At 45.1% G+C, this 23,714-nt stretch carries 23 protein-coding genes; all 23 read left to right on the plus strand.

The features are described from left to right. Positions 1 to 32 precede the first annotated feature (32 nt). The 23 genes from KSP24_RS01145 to KSP24_RS01255 all read left to right on the plus strand — a co-directional run bounded on the left by KSP24_RS01145 (position 33) and on the right by KSP24_RS01255 (position 23,710). Positions 33 to 503, plus strand: coding sequence for a hypothetical protein (locus KSP24_RS01145; protein ID WP_025679271.1), 471 nt, complete (start codon positions 33 to 35; stop codon positions 501 to 503). A gap of 34 nt (positions 504 to 537) precedes the next feature. Further along, positions 538 to 1,335: a hypothetical protein gene (locus tag KSP24_RS01150; RefSeq protein WP_064961992.1), complete on the plus strand. Its 798-nt coding sequence runs from the start codon at positions 538 to 540 to the stop codon at positions 1,333 to 1,335. A gap of 123 nt (positions 1,336 to 1,458) precedes the next feature. Further along, the gene (locus KSP24_RS01155) at positions 1,459 to 2,247 is read left to right on the plus strand and encodes a YwiC-like family protein (RefSeq protein WP_043886028.1); all 789 of its coding nucleotides are present in this window, start codon (positions 1,459 to 1,461) and stop codon (positions 2,245 to 2,247) included. A 15-nt stretch (positions 2,248 to 2,262) separates the two neighbouring features. Continuing rightward, a complete protein-coding gene (locus tag KSP24_RS01160; RefSeq protein ID WP_025679268.1) occupies positions 2,263 to 3,369 on the plus strand; it encodes a TIGR04053 family radical SAM/SPASM domain-containing protein in 1,107 nt (368 codons plus the stop codon). Further along, positions 3,362 to 4,783: a protoporphyrinogen oxidase gene (gene hemY, locus KSP24_RS01165; protein WP_216974266.1), complete on the plus strand. Its 1,422-nt coding sequence runs from the start codon at positions 3,362 to 3,364 to the stop codon at positions 4,781 to 4,783. The genes KSP24_RS01160 and hemY overlap by 8 nt, the downstream gene beginning before the upstream one ends. 109 nt (positions 4,784 to 4,892) lie before the next feature. Further along, on the plus strand, positions 4,893 to 5,600 hold the full coding sequence (locus KSP24_RS01170) for a DUF542 domain-containing protein (protein WP_025679265.1): 708 nt from the start codon (positions 4,893 to 4,895) through the stop codon (positions 5,598 to 5,600). 44 nt (positions 5,601 to 5,644) lie between these two features. Continuing rightward, the gene (gene modA, locus KSP24_RS01175) at positions 5,645 to 6,496 is read left to right on the plus strand and encodes a molybdate ABC transporter substrate-binding protein (RefSeq protein WP_216974267.1); all 852 of its coding nucleotides are present in this window, start codon (positions 5,645 to 5,647) and stop codon (positions 6,494 to 6,496) included. Next, a complete protein-coding gene (gene modB / locus KSP24_RS01180) occupies positions 6,493 to 7,170 on the plus strand; it encodes a molybdate ABC transporter permease subunit (protein ID WP_043886027.1) in 678 nt (225 codons plus the stop codon). Before modA ends, modB begins: the two co-directional genes overlap by 4 nt. Positions 7,171 to 7,368: 198 nt before the next feature. Next, complete coding sequence (locus KSP24_RS01185; protein ID WP_216974268.1) at positions 7,369 to 11,043, plus strand: nitrate reductase subunit alpha; 3,675 nt, start codon at positions 7,369 to 7,371, stop codon at positions 11,041 to 11,043. Beyond that, a complete protein-coding gene (gene narH, locus KSP24_RS01190; RefSeq protein ID WP_016324613.1) occupies positions 11,033 to 12,622 on the plus strand; it encodes a nitrate reductase subunit beta in 1,590 nt (529 codons plus the stop codon). The genes KSP24_RS01185 and narH overlap by 11 nt, the downstream gene beginning before the upstream one ends. Further along, positions 12,615 to 13,181, plus strand: coding sequence for a nitrate reductase molybdenum cofactor assembly chaperone (narJ, locus tag KSP24_RS01195; RefSeq protein WP_013372382.1), 567 nt, complete (start codon positions 12,615 to 12,617; stop codon positions 13,179 to 13,181). The genes narH and narJ overlap by 8 nt, the downstream gene beginning before the upstream one ends. Next, positions 13,178 to 13,861 (plus strand): respiratory nitrate reductase subunit gamma, encoded by a 684-nt coding sequence (narI, locus tag KSP24_RS01200; protein WP_013372381.1) that lies wholly within the window; start codon positions 13,178 to 13,180, stop codon positions 13,859 to 13,861. Before narJ ends, narI begins: the two co-directional genes overlap by 4 nt. Positions 13,862 to 13,906: 45 nt before the next feature. Then, positions 13,907 to 14,359, plus strand: a complete 453-nt coding sequence (locus KSP24_RS01205; RefSeq protein ID WP_013372380.1) for a GAF domain-containing protein — start codon at positions 13,907 to 13,909, stop codon at positions 14,357 to 14,359. A 1-nt stretch (position 14,360) separates the two neighbouring features. Continuing rightward, positions 14,361 to 15,425 (plus strand): PAS domain-containing sensor histidine kinase, encoded by a 1,065-nt coding sequence (locus KSP24_RS01210; RefSeq protein ID WP_040103190.1) that lies wholly within the window; start codon positions 14,361 to 14,363, stop codon positions 15,423 to 15,425. Positions 15,426 to 15,432: 7 nt separating this feature from the next. Next, entirely contained in the window at positions 15,433 to 16,080 is a 648-nt protein-coding gene (locus KSP24_RS01215; protein ID WP_040103856.1) for a response regulator transcription factor, read from the plus strand. A 206-nt stretch (positions 16,081 to 16,286) separates the two neighbouring features. Then, positions 16,287 to 17,483 (plus strand): nitrate/nitrite transporter, encoded by a 1,197-nt coding sequence (locus KSP24_RS01220; RefSeq protein ID WP_025679251.1) that lies wholly within the window; start codon positions 16,287 to 16,289, stop codon positions 17,481 to 17,483. A 108-nt stretch (positions 17,484 to 17,591) separates the two neighbouring features. Then, the gene (locus KSP24_RS01225; RefSeq protein WP_216974269.1) at positions 17,592 to 18,611 is read left to right on the plus strand and encodes a ThiF family adenylyltransferase; all 1,020 of its coding nucleotides are present in this window, start codon (positions 17,592 to 17,594) and stop codon (positions 18,609 to 18,611) included. A gap of 86 nt (positions 18,612 to 18,697) precedes the next feature. Next, the gene (locus tag KSP24_RS01230; RefSeq protein ID WP_064962177.1) at positions 18,698 to 19,141 is read left to right on the plus strand and encodes a molybdenum cofactor biosynthesis protein MoaE; all 444 of its coding nucleotides are present in this window, start codon (positions 18,698 to 18,700) and stop codon (positions 19,139 to 19,141) included. Next, entirely contained in the window at positions 19,134 to 19,367 is a 234-nt protein-coding gene (locus KSP24_RS01235) for a MoaD/ThiS family protein (RefSeq protein ID WP_016821782.1), read from the plus strand. Before KSP24_RS01230 ends, KSP24_RS01235 begins: the two co-directional genes overlap by 8 nt. A 69-nt stretch (positions 19,368 to 19,436) precedes the next feature. Then, a complete protein-coding gene (gene moaA, locus KSP24_RS01240) occupies positions 19,437 to 20,453 on the plus strand; it encodes a GTP 3',8-cyclase MoaA (RefSeq protein WP_216974270.1) in 1,017 nt (338 codons plus the stop codon). A 10-nt stretch (positions 20,454 to 20,463) separates the two neighbouring features. Further along, on the plus strand, positions 20,464 to 20,721 hold the full coding sequence (locus tag KSP24_RS01245) for a hypothetical protein (RefSeq protein ID WP_216974271.1): 258 nt from the start codon (positions 20,464 to 20,466) through the stop codon (positions 20,719 to 20,721). 131 nt (positions 20,722 to 20,852) lie between these two features. Next, positions 20,853 to 21,677 (plus strand): BglG family transcription antiterminator LicT, encoded by an 825-nt coding sequence (gene licT, locus KSP24_RS01250; RefSeq protein ID WP_025679241.1) that lies wholly within the window; start codon positions 20,853 to 20,855, stop codon positions 21,675 to 21,677. 116 nt (positions 21,678 to 21,793) lie between these two features. Next, positions 21,794 to 23,710, plus strand: coding sequence for a beta-glucoside-specific PTS transporter subunit IIABC (locus KSP24_RS01255; protein WP_216974272.1), 1,917 nt, complete (start codon positions 21,794 to 21,796; stop codon positions 23,708 to 23,710). Positions 23,711 to 23,714: the final 4 nt, after the last annotated feature.

Genomic DNA, 23,714 nt, shown 5'->3' on the forward strand with positions numbered 1-23,714 from the left:
AGATTGTCATACCAGCTTAAGGAGTGGCAGCAATGAATGACTGGGAATCGGGAATCATTCAAGTTGATAATGAGCACGCGATTTATTCTTCTTTAACGGAAGATCAGTTGTTAGAGACTGCTTTGTACACGAAATATTTTCATTCTGTAAGAAAGCTAGGAAATGGGTACATTTGGTACCATTTTGATCAGGTTCCTTTGCTGCACCGGCATTTTTTTGTGTCTGTATGCTTTAAGGATACAACCCTAATTGTTGTGGAGATTTCGCTCCAGGGCAACGAATTTCCAACCTCATGGGATAATTGGTCTGAGGAAGGGGAGAGAAAGCGGCAAAGGGAGCATGATCGTTTGTTAGAACAACATTTGTCCATGAAGCCAAGCTATCGTCAAACCAAGCCTTACCCCTATATGGAATATGAACTGAACTGGGGGAAAATCTCTTCTTATTTTGACCCCCGGTCGGGAAATACGGCCATTGCTTTTAAGTATAAAGATGATTGTTGAAGGTGAGAGTGTCAGACGAGTAAGGAGAAGTGTGATGGATAAAAAAGCTAAGAAAATACTTATGAACACTTTCTGGTCCTCCAGCGGCTGGAAGCAGGAGAGGGAACCTTTTTCGGGTGAGGATTTTGAATATGCCAAAAGTATGGGCTTGATGTTCGATCCGATCACCATTACACATGATGAGATTATAAAAAGGTTATATGAGCTGCACCAGCAAAAGGCTACAAAAGAGCGAGTGGCAGCAGCGTTTTTACACAGTCTTTCCACGAAAAAAGTCCATTTACGAAGCGCCTTATCGAGCTGGGCATTAACCGCAAAACTGCCTTTGCACACCTATAGGGAGCGGCCTGTCGTCCTGCCCAACTACAGTAGCTGTGGGGATTGTAATTTTAATAAACTAATGTCCGATAAGGAATACGTCAATAAGGATTTGAATGTACTGAATTTTGAACGAATCAAATGGGGAGGTATTCGGCTGAATCACCTTCTTTATTGCTGGATGGACCTTGAATTGTTCAGTCAAGAGGAGGAGTTCCAGGTTACTGATGAGGATCTTGTAATACTTCACAACATGCTGGAAGCGGTTCAGGACTGTGAGGCTCAGAACGGTCCACGACAATTGGAGAAGCGCTGGAAAGATGTGCTCCCATCCAGTAAAAATGAACGCGATGTGGCTATGGAAGTATGGGGATATGCAGGATTGCTCACACCACGGGACACACCTCGCAGGCGCCGCGGCGGCAATGATGATTTTTGTTCAGTAGCAGCCTGGCAAGGAGATGACGGATACTCACAGGAAGCGCTCGACTATTACTTCGGTACGTTTTTATAAAGAAAGTGAAGGTTTATCTTCAGGTTAGGCTATTCCCCCAAACAAATAAGGGAACTCCCTGATTGGTTCAATTGGACAGAATACTTAGAATTAAAGTAGGGTGAAAAATTGAACTTTGGGGGAATGGATGATGAGTCGATTAACCGTAGCTACAAAGATGTTACACATTGTGAAAAAAGGATCAAGACTTTGAAAGGGATCAGTAGATACATCCCCAATCAGCATGGAGCTTGGGCAATGCTCATTCTTCCATTTTTGTTTGGCTTAGCTGCTTCTCCAAAACAATTCATTCATATACCTCTATTCGTATGCTGGTTTTTTATCTATTTATTTAGTTTTCCTGTTCTCCAATGGATCAAAACAGGAAACAGTAAAAGATACCGTAAACCTGTTGTTATTTACGGAGCAATACTCCTTCCTCTTTTAGCTTCTCTAGTATGGGTTAAACCTGCGTTGATCTGGTACGGAGTTCTGCTTCTGTTCTTTTTTATGGCTAATATGTATTACGCCAAAATGAAGAATGAGCGTGCTTTGTTAAATGACATTGCCGCGATTCTGCTTTTCTGCTCTTTTATATATCCTGTTGTTCATATTGGAGAAGGCGGAGATTGGACGCTAACCACAGAGCTGTTTTTGCTGTTGGTGTGTTATTTCATAGGAACGGCTCTTTATGTTAAAACGATCATCCGTGAAAGAAAAAATCCACGTTACTATTATGCGTCTATTATCTATCATTTGATCATTGTGCTGTTTGCCGCCTGGATCAAGGTGTTTTTGGTTATTCCATTTTTAATTTTGTTCATACGAGCTATATGGCTTCCTAAGTTCGAGTTAAAGGCAAAGCATGTAGGCATGGCTGAAATTGGATTTTCATTGATGCTCTATGTATCTGTGCTGTTTTTATATTTTTAAAAAGGAGAGACATCAATGATATCTTTGCAAACGCCACGAGATTATCGCGTAGACCCGTTTATCGTCATTTGGGAGGTAACAAGAGCTTGCGCATTAAAATGCCTTCACTGTAGAGCGGAAGCCCAATATAAGCCTGACCCTCGTCAGCTGACATTTGAAGAGGGCAAAAAGCTGCTTGATCAAATCGCCGAGATGAATCATCCATTAGTGGTTTTCACAGGTGGAGATCCGTTATCGCGTCCTGATTTGTTTGAGCTGGCTCAATATGCAATTGAGGAAAAAAAGTTATCGGTTTCAATGACGCCCAGTGCTACCCCGAAAGTGACACGAGCAGCAGTCGAAAAAGCAAAGCAGGTTGGTTTATCACGGTGGGCTTTTAGCCTGGACGGTTCATGCGCGGACATTCACGATCATTTTCGAGGGACTGTGGGTTCTTATAATACGACCATGCGGGGAATTGGCTATTTGAAGGAATTGAACATTCCTATCCAAGTGAACACAACCGTGTCCCGATACAATCTTCACGATCTGGAGCGAATTGCAGAGAAGGTAAAGGAAATGCAGGCGGTGTTATGGAGCTTGTTTTTTCTCGTTCCCACCGGGCGTGGTATGGAAAAAGATATGATTACTCCTGATGAGCATGAGGCTGTAATGAAGTGGTTGTATCAGATACAGCAACAGATGCCCTACGGTGTAAAGGCTACCGAAGCACCTCACTATCGAAGGGTGGTCCTACAGGAAAAGCACAAAGCAGGACAGCATAGTGCAACGTTCGAACAAAAAAGGGCAGATGTTCTAGGGCGTGCCCCTAAAGGTGTAAATGATGGAGATGGATTTGTTTTTATCAGTCATATCGGCGAAGTGTACCCGAGTGGTTTCCTGCCGCTAACATGCGGGAATGTACGAAAGGATAGTTTGGCCCATATTTATCGGAACTCTCCGATTATGAATAATCTTCGGGATAAATCTCTGCTTAAAGGAAAATGTGGAGTCTGCGAATTCAATACAGTCTGTGGAGGCTCCAGAGCAAGGGCTTTTGCCATCACAGGAGATTACTTAGAGAGTGATCCATATTGTGCATATATGCCTGGAGTGGGGAAGGAAACGTGCGCTTATGAATAAAAATGCTAAAAAAGTTGTGATCCTTGGTGGAGGAATAAGCGGTTTAAGTGCCGCTTTTTATGTGAAAAAGCTGGCAGAGGACAGGCAGCTTGAAGTGGAGATTACACTGGTGGAGAAAAGCGATCGCCTGGGAGGAAAGCTGCAAACGGTTCGCCAAAATCATTTTATGATCGAAAAAGGACCGGATGCTTTCCTGGCCAGAAAGACGGCTATATTGGATTTGACTATGGAATTGGGACTGGAAGCTGATTTGGTGTCAACAAATCCGAAGGCCAAGTCGGCCTCCATTTTGCATAAAGGCAAGCTGCACACCATGCCGATGGGCTTTATTTTAGGTATTCCAACCAAGCTAACTCCCTTCATTCGGACAAGGTTAATTTCTCCATTGGGAAAAGCGCGCGCAGCCATGGATTTGATCATTCCAGCCAAGCAAGGCGATATGGATGAATCTCTGGGAGATTTTATCAAGCGGCGTCTAGGTAAAGAGGTGTTGGAGCAGATTACAGAGCCTTTGTTATCTGGTATTTACGCTGGCGATACGTATTCTCTTAGCCTCAAGTCAACCTTCCCTCAATTTAAGCAGATGGAACAAAAGCATGGAAGTCTGATTATAGGTATGGCTAAAGGGGCGGGGAGAAAGTCGGGTGCACCTAACAAATTGCCGGAAATTGCCAAGAAAAGCATGTTTCTTTCCTATCGACATGGATTATCGACCATCGTGGAGCGGTTAAAGGAAAAGCTCGACACTGTCCAATTTGTGATGGAGCAGCGTGTGGCTGACATAAGAAAAGAGAACGGTTATCAGGTAGTCCTGGACCAAGGACAAATCATAGATGCAGATGCAATAATCTGCGCTATTCCAGCCTTTGAGGCAGCTAAATTATTTTCCGATATCGCAAGTGTAAGTTGGCTCCATAAGATCAATTACGTTTCGGTAGCGAATATTTCCTTGGCGTATAAAAATTCAGACCTTCATCTTTCCTATGAGGGTACAGGATTTTTAGTTCCTCGTAAGGAAGGAAAAATGATTACGGCCTGTACTTGGTCATCTACAAAGTGGAGCCATACCGCACCTGAAGGGTATACACTCTTGCGGACTTACATTGGCCATGCAGGTGCACAGGAATGGGTTCAGATGACAGACGAGGAACTAGTGGAAGCAGCCCGCAAAGACCTGAAAGATCTAATGGGGATCGATGCTCAACCTGAAATGACCGAGGTCAGTCGGTGTAATCAATCCATGCCACAATATCCGATTGGGCACCAAGAACAGATGGCGAAGGTGAGACATGATTTGTCACAGTATTTTCCGAATGTGTTTCTTTGTGGCGCTGGTTATGGAGGAGTTGGCATTCCAGATTGTATTGCTCAAGGCAAAGAAGCAGCTGAACAGCTGGTCTCAGGTTTCTTATAATCAGGCTCTTTCCACGAGTGAAAAAGGGATCACCCTAATTGGTTCAGCCTTGAGAGAGACATAGAATGAGAGTTGAGTATAAAACTGAAGTAAGATGGGGGAATGAAAAATGAGCCAGTTAACGGAAGAAACATGGGTAGCGGACATTGTGAAAGAAGTACCCAAAACAAGTGACTTGTTCCGTAAACTACGGATTGACTTCTGCTGTGGCGGGAAAATATCGCTCCGTGAAGCAGCTGCCAGCCGGGGGCTTCACGCTGGTGAACTGCTGGCGCGGGTGCATGAAGTGGAGGAAAATCAGGCACAGCACAAGCAAATGCAACCTTCCTCACTCGAACCTAAAGAACTGATCGCCTATATTCAGAATGAGTATCACACAAAGTTATGTGAAGAACTAGCGGCGCTCACACCGTATATTACCAAACTAACGCGGGTTCATGGCGAACGTTATTCGCACCTAAAGCGAGTGAATGAACTTTATACCTTGCTTAAACAGAAGTTAACGATACATATTCAATTCAAGGAAAGCCTCCTGTTTCCGTTGATTCAAGCGTTTTTTCAAGACTCGGCATTTGAGCGTGTGGACGCACTTCACTTTCATTTATCCGAGTTGCAAGAGGAGCATCAAGCGGTTGTGGATATACTGCAGGAGCTGCGCTTGATTACCAATGGCTTTGAGCCGCTGCAGGAAGCTTGTGGTACGCATCGACTTGTATTGAAGCGTTTGGAGGATCTGGAAGCGGACATTTATAATCATATTCTTCTTGAGAATTGTACCTTAGTTGAACGTACCAGACAGGCACAACTCCATTCATAATGTACTCTCACTTAATGACAGGCTGAACGTAAGGAGCCAATAAAATGAAGAAATTTGTTAAACATAGTCAGGCACTCTTTTTTATTTTTGCCATTGTGTTATTACTTGCGGGGTGCGGTGCGGGGCAACAATCAGCTTCAAGTGGTAGCAGCACGGTCCAGAATGAGGTCTCCGGCCAAGATTCATCGAACAAGGCTGAAACTGTTGATCTGACCATTTCCGCAGCCGCGAGCTTAACAGATGCACTCAAAGAAATTCAACCGTTGTACGAATCATCCCATAAAGGTATTAAATTGAATTTCAACTTTGGTGGTTCTGGTGCACTGGAAAAGCAGATTGAGCAAGGAGCTCCAACGGATTTGTTTTTGTCTGCTTCGAAGAAAAACATGAAGTCTCTCGTAGATCAGCAGTTAATCGAGAGCAATCAACAAAAAACATGGCTGACGAACGAGTTGGTAGTGGTGATCCCTGCAGACGGGACGATGAGCATCACGAGTGTAAAGGATTTAACGCAAAGCGAAGTGAAAAAGGTAGCAATCGGTATTCCTGAGAGTGTTCCTGCAGGCAAATATGCACAGGAAGCACTGACGAACGTAAAGCTTTGGGATGTGCTACAGGACAAGCTCGTTCAGGCAAAAGATGTTAGACAAGTGCTGCAATATGTGGAAACGGGTAACGCAGATGTCGGATTCGTGTATAAGACAGATGCGTTGACTTCGCAAAAGGCGAAAATTGCCTTTGAGGTGGACTCTAAAACTTATTCAACGGTTGAGTACCCTATCGGGATTATCAAAGCTTCCAAGCACATCCAAGAAGCCGAAAGCTTCTATGAATACCTTCAATCGCAAGAAGCTCTGAATATTATGGCTAAGTATGGATTTACCATACCGAAGTGAGCATGCAGGCTATAGATTGGAACGAATATTGGCCTCCGATCCGATTATCGTTACAGGTTGCACTGTTATCCAGCGTTTTGGTGATCCTATTAGGCTTGTTTGCGGCATGGTCCATGTCGCGGTTAGGATTATTCAAAGGGAAAACACTCGTTGAAACCGTGCTTATGCTGCCTTTGGTACTCCCACCAACGGTAGTTGGATTTTTACTGTTAATCTTACTCGGACGAAAAAGTTGGTTTGGACGTTTGGTGGAGCAATGGTTTGGCGAGCCTATTGTATTTTCATGGTGGGCTGGGGTTGTGGCCGCGGTGGTTGTGGCTTTTCCTCTAGTCTATCGAACACTGAGAATGGGATTCGCTTCCGTGGATCAGGACTTGGAAAATGCGGGACGCTCAATGGGGGCAAATGAATGGCAGGTCTTTCGATATATCACCTTTCCATTGATTTTCCCTTCTTTTAAAGCGGCCTTTATACTCGGGTTTGCCCGTGGGCTGGGCGAATTCGGGGCTACGCTGATGATTGCCGGAAATATTCCGGGTAAAACACAAACGATCCCCACAGCCATCTATATTGCAGTAGATTCTGGTCATCTTCCTATGGCCTGGGTATGGACATGCTCTATTATACTGATTTCCTTTATGATGCTCCTGTTAACAGGCCAAAAGAACAATTAATTTATTCATACAAGCTTCCCTCTGGTAGAGGGGGCTTTTTTTGTATCTTTCCATAGAACGAGGGATTTTCTATAGCGCTATAGGACATTCCCTAATGGGAACGGAGATGAATGAATTACATAATGAGAGTAAGCGAATGAATCTTCCCCGTGAGTTTGCGATGGGCTGATTCATTCTGAAAAGGAGCGTTGATCACCGATGAAAAAAAAATACAGTCTCAACTTCTTCAAGCCAATCGAGAGCTATTCTGGAAATTGGTCAATCCTTGAAGAAAAAAATAGAGAATGGGAAAACGTGTATCGCCAGCGTTGGTCTCATGACAAAGTGATTCGTACGACGCATGGTGTTAACTGTACCGGCTCCTGTAGCTGGAAGGTTTTTGTTAAGAATGGCATCATCACCTGGGAAAATCAGCAAATCGATTACCCCTCCTGCGGTCCAGACATGCCGGAATTTGAGCCGCGTGGATGCCCGCGTGGGGCTTCATTTTCTTGGTATGAATACAGCCCGTTACGTGTGAAATATCCATATATGCGCGGTAAGTTATTGCGACTCTGGCAAGCTGCCCTCAAGGAGCATAGCAATCCGGTAGACGCATGGGCCAGCATTGTGGAAGATCCAGAGAAAGCCAAACTCTACAAATCGGCTCGCGGCAAAGGCGGCCATGTTCGTGTGGCTTGGGATGATGTTCTGCACCTGATTTCGGCTCAATTAATTTACACAATCCGTAAGTACGGTCCTGACCGGATTGCAGGCTTCACCCCCATTCCGGCGATGTCAATGATTAGCTACGCCTCGGGAGCTCGGTTCATTTCTCTGCTTGGTGGGGAGATGTTGAGCTTTTACGATTGGTATGCCGATCTTCCGCCTGCTTCTCCTCAAATTTGGGGTGAGCAAACGGACGTACCTGAATCCTCAGATTGGTACAACGCAGGTTATCTGATCATGTGGGGCTCGAACGTGCCGCTTACCCGGACGCCAGATGCCCATTTTATGACGGAAGTACGCTATAAAGGAACGAAGGTTGTATCCGTGGCTCCGGATTTGGCGGAAAACGTAAAGTTCGCTGATAACTGGCTTGCACCCAATCCAGGTACAGACGCCGCTGTGGCACAGGCGATGACGCATGTCATTCTGGATGAGTTCTATCAAGAACGCCAGGAACCTATGTTCATTAACTATGCCAAGCAATATACAGATATGCCATTCATGATTCTGCTTGATCCCCACGAAGGAGCCTGGAAAGGCGGACGTTTTCTGCGGGCCAGCGATCTGGGGGATGATTCACAACATGCAGATTGGAAACCGGTCATATTCGATGAAGTAGCAGGCGAAATGATGGTTCCGAACGGTACAATGGGACAGCGCTGGGAGCAAGATAAGAAATGGAATCTGATCTTGGAGCGGGAAGACGGAACAAAGGTTGAACCTGCGCTCACGGTGGTAGGTCATGACGAGCAATGGGAAGAAATCGTATTCCCTTATTTTGATAACGCAGGTAACGGAACGTTCAAACGTGTCATTCCGGCGAAAAAAGTACGTCTGGCTGATGGTTCAGAGCGTTTCGTAGCCACCGTATATGATTTGATGATGAGCCAGTATGGTGTCGCTCGTAATGATAGCCCTCATAATGCAAAGGACTATTACGATGCAGCTTGTCATTATACTCCTGCCTGGCAGGAAAAGATCACGGGAGTCAAGGCATCGGTTGTAGTGCAAGTTGCTCGCGAATTTGCTCAAAACGCAATCGACACCCAAGGACGTTCTATGATCATTATGGGGGCGGGTATCAATCACTGGTTCAACAGTGATACCATTTATCGCTCCATCTTGAACCTGGTCGTGCTGACTGCTTCTCAAGGTGTCAACGGCGGAGGCTGGGCGCATTATGTAGGTCAAGAGAAGTGCCGTCCTATTGAAGGCTGGTCAACGATTGCCTTTGCAAAAGACTGGCAGGGACCGGCTCGATTGCAAAATGCTACTTCATTTTTCTATTTTGCAACAGAACAGTGGCGCTATGAAGAAAGTGGCACCGACACATTGAAATCGCCGACTGCGGGAGATGTCAGTTACCAGCATCCGGCGGACTACAATGTGCTTGCTGCCCGGTTGGGTTGGATGCCTTCTTACCCACAGTTTAATAAAAACAGCCTGCTATTCGCTGAAGAAGCAGCGCAATTAGGCAAGAAGTCAAACGAGGAAATCATTAACCACACTGTGGAAGAGATTAAATCGCGTAAGACCCGTTTCGCTATTGAAGATCCAGGGGCAGCAGAGAACTTCCCGCGTTCACTCTTTATTTGGCGATCCAACCTCATTTCCAGCTCGGCCAAGGGACAGGAATATTTCATGAAGCATTTGCTCGGAGCCTCCGACGCACTGCTTGCCCGACCGAACGAAGATCAGAAGCCAGAGGAAATCGTTTGGCGGGAAGATGTAGAAGGAAAGCTTGATTTGATGGTCGCACTTGATTTCCGGATGACCACAACGCCATTGTACGCGGATGTCGTACTTCCGGCGGCAACCTGGTATGAGAAGACGGATTTGTCCTCAACAGACATGCACCCGTTCGTACATCCATTTAATCCGGCGGTAAATCCGCTTTGGGAATCCCGCTCAGACTGGGATATTTACCGTCAGCTGTCTGAAACCTTCTCGAACATGGCCAAAGTGCATCTGCCGGGAATATATAAAGACCTTGTAACTGCACCGCTTGGACATGATTCTATAGGCGAAATTTCGCAGCCGATGGGTCTTGTCAAGGATTGGACGAAGGGCGAGGTCGCTGCTGTACCGGGTAAAACTATGCCTAATTTCAGCATCGTAGAACGCGATTACACGAAAATCTACGATAAGTATGTCTCGCTCGGTCCCAATTTGGCTACAGGAAAAACGGGCGCGCACGGCGTTAGCTTCTCGGTAGCGGAGGAATATGAGGAATTGAAGAAGCTGAACGGGGTCTATTACGATGAGTCCATCAAAGATGGACTGCCGAAAATCCAGACAGCTCGCCAAGTGGCCGATACGATTCTCCATCTGTCGTCGGCAACCAATGGTCGTGTCTCCCAAAAAGCCTACGAAGAGGCGGAAAAGGATCACGGGGTGAAGCTGATGGACATCTCAGCCGACCGCGCAGCCGAGAAAATCACGTTCCAAAGCATTACAGCGCAGCCGCGTGAAGTTATACCGACACCGGTATTCAGTGGCTCCAACAAACAGGGACGTCGCTACTCGCCATTTACCACAAATATTGAGCGTCTCGTTCCGTTCCGGACTTTGACAGGCAGACAGCATTTCTATATCGATCATGAAATCTTCCAGCAGTTTGGGGAGTCGCTGCCTATCTATAAACCGACTTTGCCACCGATGGTATTCGGCACGCGTGATCGGGAAATCAAGGGTGGTCAGGATTCACTGGTGCTTCGTTATCTGACCCCACACGGGAAATGGAATATTCACTCCACCTACCAGGATAATCAGCATATGCTTACGCTATTCCGCGGAGGTCCTACGGTATGGATCAATAACGAAGATGCAGCGACTCATGCTATTGCCGACAATGACTGGCTGGAGGTGTACAACCGTAACGGTGTCGTAACCGCCCGGGCAGTTGTCAGCCACCGGATGCCAAGAGGAACGATGTTTATGTACCATGCTCAAGATAAGCACATTCAAGTGCCAGGCTCCGAAATCACGGATACACGCGGGGGCAGTCATAATGCGCCAACAAGAATTCATCTCAAACCGACCCAGATGGTTGGTGGATACGCTCAGCTTAGCTACGGATTCAACTATTACGGTCCGATCGGCAACCAGCGCGATGTGTACGTAGCGGTACGTAAAATGAAGGAGGTTAACTGGCTTGAAGATTAAAGCTCAAATTGCCATGGTCATGAACCTGGATAAATGTATTGGCTGCCATACGTGCAGCGTGACGTGTAAAACAACTTGGACAAACCGCAAAGGTGCGGAATATATGTGGTTCAACAACGTGGAAACCAAACCTGGTATTGGGTATCCAAAACGCTGGGAAGACCAGGAGCAGTATAAGGGCGGCTGGCAGCTTCGCAAAGGGAAGCTTGAACTGAAGTCAGGGAACAAGCTGTCCAAGATAGCGCTAGGTAAAATTTTCTACAACCCCGATATGCCTGAAATGAAAGATTATTATGAGCCGTGGACCTACAATTATGAACATTTGACCAACGCTAAAGAGCAGAAGCATTCTCCGGTAGCACGTGCACAATCTGCTGTAACAGGCGAAAAAATGGATCTGAATTGGGGACCAAACTGGGAAGACGATTTGGCAGGCACCCATGTGACAGGACCTCTTGATCCCAATATTCAGAAAATCGAAGAAGAGATTAAATTCAATTTCGAAAAGTCGTTCATGTTGTATCTCCCTCGGCTTTGCGAGCACTGTCTGAATCCGAGCTGTGTCGCATCCTGCCCTTCGGGTGCTATGTACAAACGGGACGAGGATGGCATCGTGCTCGTGGATCAGGAAGCATGTCGCGGCTGGCGATATTGCATGACGGGTTGTCCATACAAGAAAGTGTACTTCAACTGGCAGACGAACAAAGCAGAAAAATGTACCTTCTGCTTCCCGCGCGTGGAAGCCGGGTTGCCAACCGTCTGCTCCGAGACATGTACTGGACGAATTCGTTACCTTGGCGTTCTATTGTATGACGCGGATAAGGTGCAAGAGGCTGCTTCTAAAGAGGATGAGAAAGATCTGTATAAAGCACAGTGTGATTTATTCTTGGACCCAAGTGATCCGGCAGTGATTGCGCAGGCCAAAAAAGATGGGATCTCGCAAGACTGGATTGAGGCAGCGCAGAACTCACCGGTCTACAAGCTTGCGATTGAATATAAGCTGGCATTCCCGCTTCATCCGGAATACCGCACGTTGCCGATGGTCTGGTATGTACCACCACTTAGTCCGATCATGAATTACTTTGAAGGGAAAGACTCCATCGAGAATCCGGATATGATCTTTCCAGCTATCGAAGAAATGCGCACGCCTATTCAGTATCTTGCCAATATGTTGACGGCGGGCGACACCCAGACGGTGAAAGAATCGCTGCAGCGGATGGCTATGATGCGCTCCTATATGCGCGCCCAGTCCACAGGACAATCTTTCGATGAAAGCCGTCTGGAACGCACTGGCATGACAGCACGTCAAGCAGAGCAAATGTACCGGCTTCTGGCCATTGCCAAATACGAGGACCGTTTCGTCATTCCGACATCGCATAAAGAGGGTTATGCCAATCCATATCGCGCCCAAGGAGCTGCCGGTTACGGTGATACTTTAGGGACTATGGATAGTTGTGGAACTCAAGGAGCTGGCTGTAGCGGTTGTAGCCTGGGAAGCTCCACAGGAATGGAAGAGCCTTCGAAAACAGGCAAGCAAATGTATGAAGAAAACTTCTACGGGGGTATTTGGCGTGATTAATGTAGCGAAACTGTATGAATTCAAGCCTTCATTCGGGTTTTTCGCCCAACAACTCATGTACCCAGAAAAGCTGGATTTTCATCCGGCTTTTCTGGAAGCATCCTTTAATCCGGATCATCCTGCGTATACGCATGCTAATATGTACTGGTCTTTGATGCAAGAGTTTAGTATGGAAGAAATCCAGGAAATGTATACGGAAACTTTTGATTTTCAAAAAAATTGCGCACTATATATGACTTACTTCAAGTTCGAAGATGCAAAGGAAAGAGGACAAATGCTGGTCAAGTTAAAGGTCCTCTATGAAATGTATGGTCTTGAAATGCCAGATGGAGAGCTGCCTGATTATCTGCCGCTCATGTGTGAATTTTTATATGCCGCTGAATGGGTGCAGGATGCAAAGACGACAGAAAACTTCCGCATGCCCATCGCGATTTTGGAAGACGGCACCTATCATTTGCTTAAAGCACTGGAAAAAATGGAAAGCCCGTATTTTCATCTGGTCAAGGGACTGCGCGAAACGCTTAAAGCTTGCGTAGAACAGGAGGCAGCCGCGTTATGATGATGGAGCAGTTTTTATGGGTCATTTTCCCTTATATGTGCGTGGTCATCTTTATCGTAGGTCATATCTTCCGCTATAGAACTGACCAGTTCAATTGGACGGCAAAATCGAGTGAATTTATTGAAAAGAAACAATTGATGATTGGAAGTCTCTTATTCCACTTGGGGATTATTCCTGTTATATTTGGTCATGTGTCTGGTCTGGGCATACCCAAAACCTGGATGCATGCGCTGGGTGTAAACGATCATCTATATCACATTGGAGCGGTCTATATTGGTGGAATATTTGGGGCTATGACGTTCCTGGGGATGTTGATACTTACCTCTCGACGTTTTACAATTCGTAATGTGCGCCGTTTAAGTACAGCTTCTGATTTGATTGTAAATGTATTGCTGTTGGCGCTTGTATGCATGGGGATGTTTGCAACTCTCGTAACGAATGCGGTACAGCCTGAATTCGATTATCGGGAGACGATCTCAATCTGGTTCCGCGGCCTGTTCATATTCCGTGTCGACCCGACACTGATGAGAGATGTACCGATTTCTTTCAAGCTTCATGTACTTATGGGTTTTGCGATTTTTGCGTTCTGGCCGTTTACCCGGCTTGTACATGTGTGGAGCGTTCCGTTGAATTATGTGCGCAGAAGTTATATCCTGTACAGAAGACATAAATCGAACTAGGAAAGCGGGCCCTGCCTTCTTTCCTAGTTTTATTAGGAGAGAGTGATGAATAATAAGATGGATTATCAAAGGGAGCTTGAGCGAATACGCGAACATTTCGGTTATGATTTTATGGCACTTGCTCTGGTTGAACCGGCCGAATATCAATACGTCATTAAATGGAAAAATGCCGCTGGCAATTTAAATGATCGATTTAAGCGGATTGTGCTGCAATCTGGAAAGGGCATAGCAGGAGTCGTGTTTAAAACCGGGAAGTCTGTCTTTATTCCATCTGTTCATCAATATGTTGGGGCAGAGAACCTATTTAACTATCCGATCGTTCAATCCGAAAAGCTCAAGAGTCTCGGGGCTGTGCCTCTGTGGAACGATGCTCGCGTCGCGGGCGTACTATTGGGTGGATTTCGAGAAGAACAACTGATGACCGAAGCCATGATGCGTGATTTGGAAGCCTTGGCACATGAGGGATTTGGAGAGTTGAACGGGAAGGAAGTGATTTGAATTGACATTGTCTATAGGGACAGACTCTTTGAGTGCGCTAATGGTGAAGATGTTTGAGAACAGCACAGAAGCTATCTTCTTTTTTGATAGGGAAGGGAAAACCCTAGCCATGAACCCAGCGGCTGAGGAGATTGTAGACGATGACGTTCTCATTCAACTCTATGAAGGACAGGACAAGGCTTTATGCGGAACATGCAGGGGTTATACAAGCGACACAGAGCCCCGCACCTGCCTTGACTGTTACTTCAATGTGCCTGAATCCGACAAATTTGCTTCTTTTCAAGTCTATTTGGAAACAAAAAGCAATGGTATGGTTCCCTATGCCGCTTCTTTTCACACCGTTGATTCTACAAATGGAATCCGGGTGCTGATGCTGAGAGACTTGACCCCGCAATTTCAGACACAGGAAAAATTATATCAAAACAAAATGATGAAGCATGTCATTGAAGCACAGGAAAACGAGCGTAAACGGCTTTCCAGAGAGCTGCACGACAGCGTCGCCCAGGAATTGATGAGCGCGGTTGTTGAACTACGAGTGTTAAAATACATGACGAATGATGATCAGCTCATTAAAAACATGAAGCAGACGGAAGCATCCATGACACGCTTGCTGGATGATATCCGTAACCTGTCTGTGGAACTCCGGCCTGCCACCCTTGATGATTTTGGACTTGAAGCGGCATTCCGTTCCCACTTTAAGCGGGTCGAGCAAAGCTTTGGCCTAGTGGTTGAGTTCGTATCTGATCTTCCCCAAAAGCGGTATGGAAGTGAAAAAGAAACAGTCATTTACCGCGTCTGCCAGGAGGCTGTGCTCAATGCGTTGAAGTATGCCCAGGTCGACACCATTAAAGTTTCTTTGTCCGAGCATGAACATTCGCTTCGTTTAACTGTAGAGGATGATGGGATTGGCTTTGATAAAGGGGGCAAACCTATTGGAACGGGACTTGGTCTGTATGGTATGCAGGAGCGAGCAGAGCTGGTAGGCGGAAGTTTTGGCGTCCTTTCTAATGTTGGTCAAGGAACCAAAGTCTTTTTACAAATTCCGATTGGGCATGAGGAGGAATAGAAACTTGATCAAAATTGTATTAGCGGATGACCATGCCATTGTACGAAGTGGATTTTCCATGATCCTCAACTTCCAATCGGATATGGAGGTTGTGGGAACGGCTGCGGACGGTATTGAAGCGTATACTATGGTAGCTAAACATAAGCCGGATATTCTCATTATGGACCTTAGTATGCCTCCAGGCGAAAGTGGATTGATCGCTACAGGCAAAATTAAAGAGGACCACCCCGATACTAAAATTCTGATTTTAACAATGCATGATGACGAAGAATATTTATTTCATATTTTGAAGAACGGTGCTTCAGGGTATGTTTTGAAAAATGCACCCGATGAGGAGCTATTGCTTGCCATACGCACCATTCATGGGGGCGGGACGTATATCCATCCTAAAATGGCCACTTCTCTCGTGCGTGAGTTCATCAAAAAAGATACAACATCACAAACAGAGGATCCGTATGAGATCCTGTCCAAGCGTGAGTTGGAGATTCTCCCTCTGGTCGCAAAGGGATACGGTAACAAGGAAGTTGCCGAAAAGCTGTTCATCTCTGTCAAGACCGTGGAAGCAAACAAAGCTAAAATCATGGAAAAGCTGAATTTAAAAAGCCGGCCTGAACTGGTTCAATATGCCTTAAAGAAAAAAATGCTGGATTTTTAGCCGATGAAGAAGATCATCTTTCATCCAATAATATACCTGGAATAAATCAAGTAGCTTCTTACGAGAAGCTGCTTTTTTATTTTCAGGGACTCCCCTGACCGGGAAAGGGGAGTCCCCTATATTCGAAAGGAAGGCTAGCGGCTACAATGGGAACAGAAAAATACAAATCAAACATTCGACAGAATAAAGTTGAAAAGGTGAGTTAAATGATTAGAAAAATGCAGTTGCCACTACAAACATTGAACCTGATTCTTGGATTTATGGTATGGGTCATCATTTCATCTCTCATGCCGTTCATTACGGAGGATATTGCTATTCCACCCGGAAAATTGGCTATGGTTACGGCGATTCCGGTCGTGCTTGGATCGATTTTGCGCATTCCGCTTGGTTATTATGCCAATATTTTCGGGGCAAGAATCGTTTTTCTCGTTAGCTTTGTTTTGCTTTTGTTTCCGGTCTACTATATCAGTGAAGCTTCTACGATGACGGATTTAATTATCGGTGGCTTGTTCCTTGGAATTGGGGGAGCGGTGTTCTCGGTTGGGGTGACTTCGTTGCCAAAGTATTATCCGAAGGAAAGACATGGCTTTGTCAACGGGATGTATGGTGTGGGCAACCTGGGGACAGCGGTAACGACCTTCTCCGCTCCGATTGTAGCGACGCAGGTAGGATGGGCACTTACAGTTAAGCTGTATCTGATCCTGTTGCTTGTTTTTATCGTTTTGAATTTCTTCTTTGGGGACCGTCATGAAACTAAAGTCAAAACCCCCATTATGGAGCAAATCAAAGGGGTTTACAAAAATGAAAAGCTTTGGTTTTTCTCGCTCTTTTATTTTATTACGTTTGGTTCATTTGTAGCGTTCACGGTGTATCTACCGAATTTCCTCGTATCGAACTTTGAACTGGATAAAGTGGATGCCGGGATGCGTACAGCAGGCTTTATCGCGATTGCTACATTCTTCCGTCCAATCGGTGGCTGGCTGGCGGATCGTTTTCAGCCCTTGTTCCTGCTGGTAGGTACGTTTGCTGTGTATACGGTTGCTGCGATTCTTCTGGCTTTTTCTCCAGACATCACCTTGTATACCGTAGGGTGCTTGGCTATCGCTGTGAGTGCAGGAATCGGGAACGGTGTCATTTTCAAGCTAGTTCCATTTTATTTTAATAAACAGGCAGGTATAGTGAACGGAATTGTATCCATGATGGGTGGCCTGGGGGGCTTTTTCCCTCCGATCTTGCTATCGACGATTCATGCCGCTACTGGCCAATATTCCATTGGGTTCATGCTGCTCTCCCAAGTGGCACTGGCTAGCCTGATTCTCGTCATATGGCTATATTATCAAGCACGTTTCCCTGTAGCTGCCGAGCAGAACCACTTTGAGAAACAAAAGGAACTTCAGCAGTAAAGCATTAAGAGTGAAGAAATTATAAAGGCACCTTTAACGTTTCTAGCGAGAGCCACAGGAATAAGCACAAAGTTAACGATCGCTCTTCAACGTTAGGGGGACATTGTGATGAAGGAACGTTATTCAAGACAGATCTTATTTAGACCCATCGGCGGTGAAGGACAGCGTAATCTGGCTGAAGCTGTTGTCACCATTATCGGCTGCGGGGCACTAGGTTCCGCCATTGCTGAAACATTAGTAAGAGCGGGCGTCGGAGAGATTCACCTGGTTGACCGTGATTATGTGGAGACGTCGAATCTGCAACGCCAGCAGTTATTCACGGAGCAGGATGCTGTACAAATGCTCCCCAAGGTTATGGCTGCTGAAAAAAGACTGAAGGCGATACGAGAAGACGTACGCTTGTATACCTATCTCGACAGCCTGGATGCCGGGCTTGCTCAAGAGCTTGCTGGTAAAAGCACATTGCTGATGGATGCAACGGACAATTTTGAAACTCGGTTACTTATAAACGATGCTGCACTAAAGGCTGAAATTCCATGGATTTACGGCGCCTGTGTTGGAAGCACAGGCGTTGTTTTTCCATTTGTGCCGGGCAAGTCGGCATGTTTTCGCTGCCTTCTGCCTTCGCTGCCAGCGATCAATCAGACCTGTGATACGGCTGGAATCATATCGCCTGCTGTCCAAGTGACGGCCGCCCTCCAATGTGCAGAAGCCATGAAGTGGCTGAGCGGCAAACGTGATAAGATGCGCAGCAAGGTTCATCTATTCGATCTATGGGAAAATACGCAAATGGACATAGGGATTTCCCGCATCCGGAATCAGGATTGTCCAACCTGTGGAGAACAGCCTGAGTTTCCTGCACTGACAGCAACCCATCGCTCGGCATATGCGGCGCTGTGCGGGCGGGATGTGGTGCAGGTTCTTCCAGACCCTCATCGTCCGATCACGCTGGACGATGCAGAGAAGATGGGCAGGCTTATGGCGGAACATGTAAAAAGGACCCCTTATTTCGTTGAATTTTATGCCTTTAAGCATCGAATGATTTTATTTAAAAACGGAAGACTCCTCATTCACGGGATCGGAAGTGTTGCCAGAGGTCAAAAGCTATACCATCAGTTGTTTGGTTGAACAAGAGATATAGATCCGATAAATGTAAATAATGTATAGAGTTTTCATAGCAGAGTAGCTTGTTAGGTGGCTGGAAGGTGGAAAAGATGAGAGTATTTGAAATCGTGACGGAGCCCATTCTTCCGCAGACTTATGCAGACTATGTCTTAAGACCGGAAGCGGGAGCGGTGACCGTGTTTACGGGGCATGTAAGAGAGTGGACCCAAGGCGTACGGACATTATATCTTGCTTACGAGGCCTATGTGCCTATGGCCGAGAAAAAGCTTGCAGAGATTGGCCGCGAAATTGAACAGAAATGGGAAGGGACAAGAGTAGCAATTGCACATCGGATTGGTGAGCTTCAGATCGGTGATATTGCCGTTGTCATTGCTGTTTCTTCACCACACCGCTCGGATGCGTATAAGGCGAATGAATACGCAATCGAACGAATCAAGGAAATCGTTCCGATCTGGAAGCGAGAGATATGGGAAAACGGAACACAATGGATCGGACAACAAAAGAAAAAGCCGGAGGAAATCAGTCATGATTAAGCTGTACTATTTTGCGGGACTCCGTGAAGTAACAGGAAAATTCGAAGAAATGGCAGATTTGGCAGGCCAAACTGTAGGGGAATTATACAGTTGGATCACAGATAAATACCCGGATATGCCGATCAATTCTACACGAATTGCAGTAAACGAGGAGTACGCGTTGCTTACAGATGTACTGCAGGATGGAGATATCGCAGCTTTTATTCCGCCTGTCAGCGGCGGCTAGTGAAAGTGCTCGTCATGTGTCCATGTCCGCAACGTCAAATACAGCTAATGAAAAAAAGAAGGTGGTCACATGAGTTCACATCCGCTGAAGGACCCATTGCGGCGTCCGATTCGTGATTTACGTATATCTGTTACGGATCGCTGCAATTTTCGCTGTTCCTACTGTATGCCAAAAGAAATTTTCGGCGACGATTTTGCCTTTCTTCCCAAAAGCGAATGCCTATCGTTTGAAGAGATCCATCGCCTTACGGAGCTCTTTGTAGGCCTTGGGGTCAAAAAAATCCGGCTCACAGGCGGTGAGCCATTAATGCGGCAGAATCTTCCCGACCTTGTCTCCCGAATTTTGTCTATCAACGGAGTGGAGGATATGGGGTTGACCACAAATGGCTTGCTACTAGGGCAACAGGCTCAGCGCCTCTATGATGCGGGGCTGCGACGACTGAATGTCAGTGTAGACGCTCTGAACCCCGAGCTATTTGGGCGAATGAATGGACGGGGCATTAAGCCTGCTTTTATTTTGAAGCAGATTGATTGTGCAAGAAAAATCGGATTTGAGATCAAGGTCAATATGGTGGTTCAAAAAGGTGTTAATGATTCTGAAATTTTGCCGATGGCCGCTTATTTTAAGGAGCAGGGAATAACCCTTCGTTTTATTGAGTTTATGGATGTAGGTAACGATACCGGGTGGAGCTTCAAAAAGGTAGTAACAAAAGAAGAAATTATTGAGCGTCTTAAGAATGCGTACGAGCTGGAGCCGATAGATCAAAATTACTTTGGAGAAGTGGCAAAACGTTACCGTTATAAAGACAGCGACGCGCAAGTTGGCTTTATTACTTCGGTTTCTGATTCATTTTGCTCATCCTGCACGCGTGCCCGTTTATCTTCTGATGGCAAGTTTTATACGTGTTTATTTGCTTCAGACGGATTCGATTTGCGCCAGATGCTTCGTAACGGGGCGAATAATGAGGAACTACTCGATGCGATTACTTCAGTATGGGAACAACGCTTAGATCGGTATTCCGATGAACGTACTGAAGAGACTGCAAACAACCAAAAAAAAATTAACATGTCCTATATTGGGGGCTGACATTTTTATCATGGCAATGGGACGTATTCAAGGTGTTGCCCCCAAAGAGAAAGCGCAAACATTTTTGTTGGCAAAACTTAAATTTGATGTTATTATGATCTTGGGATTGTTACTGAAAAGGCAAAACCCGGGACATGGAACTGGATTTCCATGTGTTGGGTTTTGCCTTTTCTTTTTGTATACAGATTTGCAATATCACAGAAAGGTGAGTGATGATGTAGGGCTTATCTCTCTTTATGAATGCGCTTTCAATACAATGGAGTTGTAGATCTTTACTGCACTTTACAGTTTGGTTTGCAATGAAAGTTGATCGGCTATTACCGTCTTGTGACCTATCTGAAATATCGCCCAGCATCTAAATCCTTTTTTAAATTATTACGGGATCAGGGGGCAGCCAGAATGATCATAACAAAGATATTTAATAATAACGCCATAATAGCCAAAGATTCAAAAAGGCATGAATTTGTTGTTATGGGTCGTGGAATTGCATTCAAAAAGAATGCAGGAGAACAAGTAGAAGAGCATTTAATTGAAAAGGTGTTTGTACTTAAACAAAAAGATGCTTCAGAAAAATTTAAATTATTGTTAGAGGATGTCCCTACAGAATATGTTTCGTTATGCTATGACATCATTGAATATGGAAAAAGCATATTGGAAGCACAACTGAGTGACTATGTATATGTTTCGCTTACAGATCACATGAACAATGCATTTAAAATGTTTGATGAAGGGTTTAAAAATGCGAACCCGCTCATCTGGGAAATTAAAAAATTTTATCCTAAAGAATTTGGAGTTGGCTTAAAAGCACTGGAGTTTATTGAAGACGAAACAGGTAAACGATTGTCTGAAGATGAAGCAGGGAATATAGCTCTTCATTTAATCAATGCTCAAGTAAACGGCTCCAACCATAAAGTAACTGATGTCGCTCAGCAAACTCAAAAAATACAGGATATCTTAAATATTATTAAGTACTCTTACAATATTACGCTAGACGAACACTCGACCAGCTATGAACGATTTATTACACATTTAAGGTTTTTCTTTCAGCGGTTAATTCAAAAAGAAAAATTAGCACTGGAAGATGATTTTCTATTAAGGCAAGTGAAAGCAAAGTACAAAAAAGCTTACAGCTGTATGCTGAAGATTGAGAAATACTTGGACACGGTATTATCAGATGAAGAAAAACTGTATATAACGATTCATATTCAGCGCGTAACTCAATGACCAATTGAATAACTCCTTGGATTGTTACTGGTAATGCAGGCGAAACCAACCTAGATCGAATTTGATCTATTTTGGTTTTGCCTTTTTTTATAAATACAAATAAAGGGGCAGTTACAATGAAGTATGAGACATTAGCACAAGACATCATCAGAAATGTCGGCGGCAAAGAAAATGTAAATAGTCTAACTCATTGTATTACACGCTTGCGATTCAAGCTAAAAGATGAAAATAAGGCCAATACAGAGGTTCTGAAAAACATGGATGGTGTTGTCACTGTGGTAAAAAGCGGCGGGCAATACCAAGTGGTGATCGGTAATCATGTGCCCGAGGTTTATGCGGATGTTGCCACGATAGGTGGTTTCCAGGCAGGTGACTCCGAAGAAGCATCAGGTGAAAAAGTGAGTTTGTTCAATAGGTTTATTGATACCATTTCAGGTGTATTTACACCCACGCTGGGTGTCTTGAGTGCCACGGGTATGATTAAGGGCTTTACAGCATTGTTTGTAGCCTTGGGCTGGTTGACCGCAACATCAGGTACCTATCAAATTCTCAATGCTTTAGGAGATTGCTTGTTCTACTTCTTCCCTATTTTCCTGGGGTATACGTCGGCCAAAAAGTTCAATGCCAACATTTTTATAGGTATGGCGATCGGGGCGTCACTTGTTTATCCAACCTTTAGCACGATAACAGCCTCGGGTAAACCGCTATACACTCTATTTAGCGGCACTATATTTGAGTCACCAGTATACATCACCTTCTTAGGTATTCCGGTCATTCTGATGAGCTATGCATCAACTGTTCTTCCGATTATCATATCCACCTATGTAGGCGCAAAAATAGAAAATTTCTTTAAAAAGGTCATCCCTAGCGTAGTGAGAACATTCTTGGTACCGTTTTTCACCTTGTTAGTTATTGTTCCATTAGCACTGATTGTGATTGGACCGCTCTCGACTTGGGCAGGTCAACTGCTTGGCGCAGCAACGCTCTTTGTGTATAACTTAAGCCCAATTATAGAAGGTACCATCATGGGTGCTTTCTGGCAAGTATTTGTTATTTTTGGATTACACTGGGGTCTTGTTCCTATCGCTATGAACAACTTGGCGGTGCTCAAATTCGATCCGATCCTTGCTGCGACGCTGGGAGCTTCCTTTGCTCAAACAGGTGTTGTGCTGGCGATTTTGTTCAAAACCAAAAACGTAAAGCTGAGATCCCTTTCCATTCCAGCGGTCATCTCCGGGATCTTTGGTGTGACAGAACCAGCGATTTACGGGATTACATTACCACGTAAGAAACCATTCATTTTAAGCTGTATAGCGTCTGCGGTAGGTGGCGGTATTATAGGCATGATGGGAACGAAAGGCTATATTATTGGCGGCTTGGGCATTTTCGCGATTCCGAGCTATATCAGTCCGTCAGGAATAGACAGCGGATTTTATGGAGCTGTTATCGGTATCCTGGTAAGTTTCGTATTAGGCTTCTTGCTTATGTTCTTTGGCGGATTCAAAGATGATGAAGTGAAAGAAACGAAAAAGGAAGCGAGTACTACAGGGGTAGCAAAAGGAGGAGAAGTATTAGTAAGGCAGGAGACGGTGATCAGTCCGTTAATGGGTGACGTAAAGCCTTTATCTGAGGTAACTGATGAAGCCTTTTCCACAGGTGCTTTGGGTAAAGGGATTGCCATTGAGCCTTCCGAAGGCAAGGTTGTTTCACCTGTAGATGGTGTATTAACATCCTTATTTTCGTCAGGTCATGCCATCGGAATTACCAGTGATCAGGGCGTGGAGATCCTCATCCATGTAGGCAAGGATACGGTCAAATTAAAAGGTAAACATTTTTATCCCAAAGTAAAACAAGGGGAAGCCGTCAAAAAAGGGCAATTGCTCATGGAGTTTGATATGGAGGCGATCAAAAAGGCAGGTTACGTTCTGACTACCCCTGTGATCGTTGCCAACACTACAAGTTACTTGGATGTCATTGAAACGGAGAAAAAGACGATTGGTTATAAAGAGGATTTATTGACGGTCATGGTCTAAGCTA

This window comes from Paenibacillus sp. AK121 (assembly GCF_019042715.1).
Lineage (GTDB): Bacteria > Bacillota > Bacilli > Paenibacillales > Paenibacillaceae > Paenibacillus > Paenibacillus polymyxa_C.

What these genes read in the sequence shown, in the direction of transcription:
- KSP24_RS01145 (WP_025679271.1), top strand. Translation starts at nt 33, where the DNA reads ATGAATGACTGGGAATCGGGAATCATTCAAGTTGATAATGAGCACGCG.
- KSP24_RS01150 (WP_064961992.1), top strand. Translation starts at nt 538, where the DNA reads ATGGATAAAAAAGCTAAGAAAATACTTATGAACACTTTCTGGTCCTCC.
- KSP24_RS01155 (WP_043886028.1), top strand. Translation starts at nt 1,459, where the DNA reads ATGGATGATGAGTCGATTAACCGTAGCTACAAAGATGTTACACATTGT.
- KSP24_RS01160 (WP_025679268.1), top strand. Translation starts at nt 2,263, where the DNA reads ATGATATCTTTGCAAACGCCACGAGATTATCGCGTAGACCCGTTTATC.
- hemY (WP_216974266.1), top strand. Translation starts at nt 3,362, where the DNA reads ATGAATAAAAATGCTAAAAAAGTTGTGATCCTTGGTGGAGGAATAAGC.
- KSP24_RS01170 (WP_025679265.1), top strand. Translation starts at nt 4,893, where the DNA reads ATGAGCCAGTTAACGGAAGAAACATGGGTAGCGGACATTGTGAAAGAA.
- modA (WP_216974267.1), top strand. Translation starts at nt 5,645, where the DNA reads ATGAAGAAATTTGTTAAACATAGTCAGGCACTCTTTTTTATTTTTGCC.
- KSP24_RS01185 (WP_216974268.1), top strand. Translation starts at nt 7,369, where the DNA reads ATGAAAAAAAAATACAGTCTCAACTTCTTCAAGCCAATCGAGAGCTAT.
- narI (WP_013372381.1), top strand. Translation starts at nt 13,178, where the DNA reads ATGATGATGGAGCAGTTTTTATGGGTCATTTTCCCTTATATGTGCGTG.
- KSP24_RS01205 (WP_013372380.1), top strand. Translation starts at nt 13,907, where the DNA reads ATGAATAATAAGATGGATTATCAAAGGGAGCTTGAGCGAATACGCGAA.
- KSP24_RS01220 (WP_025679251.1), top strand. Translation starts at nt 16,287, where the DNA reads ATGATTAGAAAAATGCAGTTGCCACTACAAACATTGAACCTGATTCTT.
- KSP24_RS01225 (WP_216974269.1), top strand. Translation starts at nt 17,592, where the DNA reads ATGAAGGAACGTTATTCAAGACAGATCTTATTTAGACCCATCGGCGGT.
- KSP24_RS01230 (WP_064962177.1), top strand. Translation starts at nt 18,698, where the DNA reads ATGAGAGTATTTGAAATCGTGACGGAGCCCATTCTTCCGCAGACTTAT.
- KSP24_RS01235 (WP_016821782.1), top strand. Translation starts at nt 19,134, where the DNA reads ATGATTAAGCTGTACTATTTTGCGGGACTCCGTGAAGTAACAGGAAAA.
- moaA (WP_216974270.1), top strand. Translation starts at nt 19,437, where the DNA reads ATGAGTTCACATCCGCTGAAGGACCCATTGCGGCGTCCGATTCGTGAT.
- KSP24_RS01245 (WP_216974271.1), top strand. Translation starts at nt 20,464, where the DNA reads ATGGCAATGGGACGTATTCAAGGTGTTGCCCCCAAAGAGAAAGCGCAA.
- licT (WP_025679241.1), top strand. Translation starts at nt 20,853, where the DNA reads ATGATCATAACAAAGATATTTAATAATAACGCCATAATAGCCAAAGAT.
- KSP24_RS01255 (WP_216974272.1), top strand. Translation starts at nt 21,794, where the DNA reads ATGAAGTATGAGACATTAGCACAAGACATCATCAGAAATGTCGGCGGC.